General features: G+C 45.1%; 1 protein-coding gene. It reads left to right on the top strand.

What is annotated here, in order from left to right; translation table 11 throughout:
• Window positions 1-506, top strand: a 506-nt coding sequence (locus tag AC1DTM_RS31425) for an ammonium transporter (protein ID WP_477001813.1), incomplete at both ends; no start/stop codon positions are given.

The following is a 506-nucleotide window of genomic DNA, read 5'->3' as shown; positions in this document are numbered from 1 at the left end:
GCTTCAGCTCTAACTTGGATGCTTTCTGAATGGTTCTTCCAATCAAAGCCGACTGCGATGGGAGCTGCTTGCGGGGTTGTTTCTGGTTTAGTTGCAATTACGCCAGCTTGTGGATTCGTCACACCTTTCTCCGCTCTTCTTATCGGAGCAATTGGTGGTATATTATGTTTCGGTGCTGTCTTCTTCTTAAAAAACAAATTCGGATACGATGATACACTTGATGCCTTTGGATGCCACGGCATCGGAGGAACTTGGGGCGGTATTGCAACTGGACTATTTGCAACTACTACTGTAAACGGTGATGGCGCTAACGGATTATTTTACGGGAATGCTGCACTTCTTTTCAAACAACTTGTAGCAATCGGCGCAACATATGCATTCACGATCATAATGACGTACGCCATTATTAAAGCCATTAACTTCTTCCTCCCTGTTCGCGTCGATGAGCACGAAGAACAAATGGGGCTTGATATTTCGATGCACGGGGAGAAAGCTTATGAGTATAC

It is taken from the genome of Bacillus sp. P4_D3 (assembly GCF_056401855.1).
The sequence above is the reverse complement of the archived record's forward strand: the minus strand, read 5'-3'. Positions and strand labels throughout refer to the sequence as shown.